Origin of the sequence: Colwellia sp. MB3u-8 (assembly GCF_014076985.1) — a bacterium.
Taxonomy (GTDB): domain Bacteria; phylum Pseudomonadota; class Gammaproteobacteria; order Enterobacterales; family Alteromonadaceae; genus Cognaticolwellia.
The window spans coordinates 1-4,423 of sequence record NZ_JACGVA010000045.1 but is presented as its reverse complement, the minus strand read 5'-3'; the positions used below and the strand labels follow the sequence as shown (position 1 = coordinate 4,423).

The following is a 4,423-nucleotide window of genomic DNA, read 5'->3' as shown; positions in this document are numbered from 1 at the left end:
ATTGTTCAGAGCAATGAGGGCATACTTTAACTTTGCCAAATTTATTCAGAGTTTTAGAAAATAAACTTATTTTTTTATCGCAATGTGGACACTTCAATGTGAATCCTCCTTATTAACCTAACGCCCAAATAACAGGCTAAGTAATGGTTGGCTAAAATTGTGTAGCGAAAGCGAAGCGGAACCAGCCAACTGTAATTTGTCCCGCTTGAACAGCTTATATGCGTTTTAGCCACTCACTTTGTATATCTCGTTTCATAATCCACCTAAATAGTTTACGAAAAATAGGAATATCAAACTCTATTTCTTTTTTATATGCACACTTTTTACAAAATATATTTAGATATAATATTTCGAAAAATATTAACCTACCCTTAAGGCCAATATAATAATATTTCTTTGGTGTTTTATTATATTTGATATCAAGTTGCCGTTGAGAACACTTAGGGCAATCTAATACATGATCGCACTCCGAGCTTTTAACTAGAATATTTCTGGCATCGACTTCGTAGGAATTAGCTCCAGCTAAATACCCACAACTAGGGCATTTATCATTACTTTTATCTACACCTATGTTGCAGGCTAAACAAGTCCAGTTGTAATCTACCAATGCTGACTCTCCATGAGTATATAACGCCCTGCTAAGGGGCAGTTGCGAGTGTTGTTGGCGAAGCCAGCGAGTAACTGTCCCGCAGCATTTTTTGCTGCGAAATTGAGCAGCTTGTTATAACTCATGGTTAATTTTTTCCCTAGCCTTACGAGAAAAGTAAAAATCTAAATACGCGAAAAAACCAATGATTAGGAACCAAATTACAAATGGTGGGATAAGAGTAACCTCACTTAACATTGCAATTGGGTAAACAACTATCAATGCAAGTGAACCAATGCCTCCATCGTATGATGTATATGTTTCCCAAGTCAGTGACAAAAGCCCACCTAAGAATACTAATATTGCTATTACGAGCGGTAAATGTAATTTATGAATTCTCATGAGCTTGTTTTGAGTTATAACGCCGCATTAAGCGGAAAATTATAGTTGGCTAAAATGTTTGAGGAACGAAAAACAGCCAACTGTAAATTTTCCGTTTGAATGCCTTGTTAGGTGCAATTACTGCTTAACAATACTTATTGAGAAAGATCCCAATAGTTTATTATGCTCCACCCCAAAAGCAGTATACTTACCGCTTGCTCCACTACCTTTAAATGTACCAGTTAAGTGCAAATATGAATCACACCTTCCATTGCGCCCGATAACCAATGTACCTTGATTAATTTCATAAGATATTGTCTGATTAACAGGAAAAAATTGGTCATCTGACGAAGTTGAAGAAATTACGTTAATTGCTTTCCAGTTACCGCCAATACATGAGCTTGCAACTTTGTCAGTAAACTTAAAAAGTGCTGTTGTTATTAGGGAGTTATTTACATCCTTAATTTCCAGCTTCCAAGTTTCATCAGAACTATAATCCTTTGCCATTGCAAGATTAAGAAAAATAGCACTTAGAGCTAACCATAGTGTAAAAATATACCGAAGCATGATTATACCCTTTGCACCTAACGCCGCATTAAGCGGAAAATTATAGTTGGCTATAATGTTTGAGGAACGAAAAACAGCCAACTGTAAATTTTCCGTTTGAATGCCTTGTTAGGCTTTGATACTTATTAGAAAAATGATTTCAAAGTGTAGCCACACTGAATTAACTCTTTCGCTACCTGATTTTTCCATGCACCAGGATCATCAATAGTGACATACAAGACCCCACTTATATCATTTGGAGTTTCAAGAGCTCCTTTAACTAGAGGGCAGACATTTTCTCGACCAAGCTTCGCAATAAGGTAACCATGTTCAAACACTACATTTTGTCGTGCTCTATTTTTTGGAGGGTTAGGCTCGGTTATAGCTCTACCTAAATCGCATGGAGTATATAAAACAAGAGCAAAATCAGCATCATTTGAATAATGTTCAATTTTTTCAATAATTGTCATTCCTGCATTAGCTTGCTCATGCAGAATAATAGTTTCTAAACCAAGTTGTTCGACAAAGCGACTTACTTCTTGTTTTACTTCGTTATTATGTCCATGAACAATAAACACTTTACGTTTGTTACGAGGAATTTCTTTCGCTGGATGCACTGGTGTATTTGTAATACTGCTTGGCATTATTACCGGAGTTGGTTGCCCAAACTCCAATTGATCTAATATTGGTGTGAACTCACCAGATAAGTACGTACGTCTTTCGGCGTAACTACTAAATTTTGGCTGAATAAACCCCCAAAATGAATCTAAATTACGATGCTGTCGTAACCACTGAGGGAGCATTGGAGCAAGATTGGGATTACTCAGTAATTCAGAGCGTAATGCTTCAAATTCAAATGTGTCAGATGCAAGCCCCGTTGCTCTTGCCGTGAGTAAATTCACAAGGTAGCTAACTTTATCAAAATCCGTTTCTAAAAATTCAGTGCTCAATTTGATCTCCTATAGTGCAATTTAAAACTTAAAAGCCTAACGCCCTGTTAACAGGCAAAAAATAGTTGGTTAAAATAAGCGACGAAGGAGCAAAAACCAACTGTTTTTTGTCCTTGTTTAACAGCTTGTTATGCAGAAAGAAACGCAATTCTACTTTACGCTTATTTCTAATAATTCACTCATCATTTTCCTGCCAAAATTGACAAACTTACCTCCACCACTTGAAGTTAGCATAACTACTCCGACATTATATTCTGGAGAAAATAAATACTCACAGCCATAACCATCTAAATCGCCACCATGAAACAATACTGTTTCAGAAAACAGAGGGAACTCATTGCTTGCTTCAAACATTCCAAGGCCATAACTGAGTCCTAGGTATATTTCTCCAGCCTGAGTAAATTCAGTGTCATATTTTATTTGAGTTGAAACGAGCGGTGAAGTCACTCCGTTTTTACTGAATAACGAGTATGCCTTCAGTTGTAACACCATAAGGCGAGCTAGATCATCAATACTTGAGTAAACACCCCCATGTGGCGCTAATAACCCCATATCCCACGGTTGAGTCACAACTTGACGATCGTCTTTTCTGTAAGGTAAAGCCATTTGAGTGTGCTTTTGGCTTTCAGATAAATTTACCAAAGTATTTGAAAGGCTATATTTATCATTAATATAATCTTTAACTAATTCAGCATAACTTGTATTTGTCACCTTGCTCAACACATATCCAAGTACAGCATAATTTAAATTTGAATATTCCCATTTTTCATTAACGGTAAAGCTTAATTTAATGGTTTTTAGCGCACTCAATAGCATTTTTTCATCATAACCACCTAAAAATGCATCACCATCGATTCTAGTGACGTTTTTAGGATAATTAGGTAAACCAGAACGATGTGTCATTAGATGTTCAATCGTTAATGATTTAAATTCTTCCAGAGAATCTTTTGGGAAAACATTGGGTAAAAGATCAATGACACGATCAGTAAGCTTCAGTTTCCCCTCATCTATTAGCTCTAACGTTATAATACTAGTTAATACTTTCGACTGAGAACCAATTTGAAATAACGTCTTAGAGTTTATTGCTTGCTTGGTTTCTCTGTCTCTTATACCTACCCCTGAAGTAAATACCACTTTTCCTTGTTGAATAATGCCAACTGCCAATGCTGGAACATCTTCTTTAGCCATAAATTCTTTAATTTGTTGTTCAATTTTAAGCTTATCTACTAGAGTAACCTGAGCGAATGCTGATGGAATAAGGAATAAGGAAAAAGGTAAAAGCAAAGCTAATTTTTTTATCATTATTTATCTCGTTTTAGTAAAGTTGACGACTATTGCCAAATCTTAATTTTCTGCATAACGCCCATTTAACGGGCAAAAAATTGTTGGCTAAAATGTTGAGGAACGAAAACAGCCAACTGTTTTTTGTCCCTGTTTAAATGCTTGTTATATAAAACTTTTAAATATACTAGCCATATAGAATGAAAGCAAACAAGGCCCGAAAATACCAAAAATAGCAAATGAACCAAGTAGTAGCCGAAGTGTTAAACTATTTCCATACGCAATTGTTTTACCAAATAAAGTAGTAGTTTGATCTGAAGGCCAATTTTTAAAGGTCATAAACCAATGATATGACCAATAAGAGCAAGGTATTATTAAAAATACACCTACTTTTAGCTCCAATAAGTAACGCTGCTCAAATAGCTTTTCGATTGGCAAAGAAGCGTTAATTATATTTTGATGTTCAAAATAACCAAACACATAAGCAATAACTATTAGTAAAAGTGATAATCGCCCTAAAACTTTATGCATACACCGAACAGTCTCGTTTTATATAACGCCCTAATAACAGGCAAAAAATTGTTTGCTAAAATGTTGAGGAACGAAAACAGCAAACTGTTTTTTGTCCTTGTTGATTAGCTTGTTAGCAGTTTTGCCATCCGCTCTAAATCACTAGCAA

5 protein-coding genes are annotated in these 4,423 nt (G+C 35.5%); all 5 read right to left on the bottom strand.

What is annotated here, in order from left to right:
- Positions 1-600: 600 nt before the first annotated feature.
- The 5 genes from H4J54_RS19365 to H4J54_RS04700 all read right to left on the bottom strand — a co-directional run bounded on the left by H4J54_RS19365 (position 601) and on the right by H4J54_RS04700 (position 4,275).
- Complete coding sequence (locus H4J54_RS19365) at positions 601-732, bottom strand: hypothetical protein (RefSeq protein WP_259366951.1); 132 nt, start codon at positions 730-732, stop codon at positions 601-603.
- Positions 733-1,105: 373 nt separating this feature from the next.
- Positions 1,106-1,615: a hypothetical protein gene (locus H4J54_RS04715; RefSeq protein ID WP_182189784.1), complete on the bottom strand. Its 510-nt coding sequence runs from the start codon at positions 1,613-1,615 to the stop codon at positions 1,106-1,108.
- 44 nt (positions 1,616-1,659) lie between these two features.
- Positions 1,660-2,463: a TIR domain-containing protein gene (locus tag H4J54_RS04710; RefSeq protein ID WP_182189783.1), complete on the bottom strand. Its 804-nt coding sequence runs from the start codon at positions 2,461-2,463 to the stop codon at positions 1,660-1,662.
- A gap of 150 nt (positions 2,464-2,613) precedes the next feature.
- Positions 2,614-3,765, bottom strand: a complete 1,152-nt coding sequence (locus tag H4J54_RS04705; protein ID WP_182189782.1) for a serine hydrolase — start codon at positions 3,763-3,765, stop codon at positions 2,614-2,616.
- 144 nt (positions 3,766-3,909) lie between these two features.
- Positions 3,910-4,275, bottom strand: coding sequence for a hypothetical protein (locus tag H4J54_RS04700; RefSeq protein WP_182189781.1), 366 nt, complete (start codon positions 4,273-4,275; stop codon positions 3,910-3,912).
- Between the last annotated feature and the right edge of the window lie 148 nt (positions 4,276-4,423).

What these genes read in the sequence shown, in the direction of transcription:
- H4J54_RS04705 (WP_182189782.1), bottom strand. Translation starts at nt 3,765, where the DNA reads ATGATAAAAAAATTAGCTTTGCTTTTACCTTTTTCCTTATTCCTTATT.
- H4J54_RS19365 (WP_259366951.1), bottom strand. Translation starts at nt 732, where the DNA reads ATGAGTTATAACAAGCTGCTCAATTTCGCAGCAAAAAATGCTGCGGGA.
- H4J54_RS04700 (WP_182189781.1), bottom strand. Translation starts at nt 4,275, where the DNA reads ATGCATAAAGTTTTAGGGCGATTATCACTTTTACTAATAGTTATTGCT.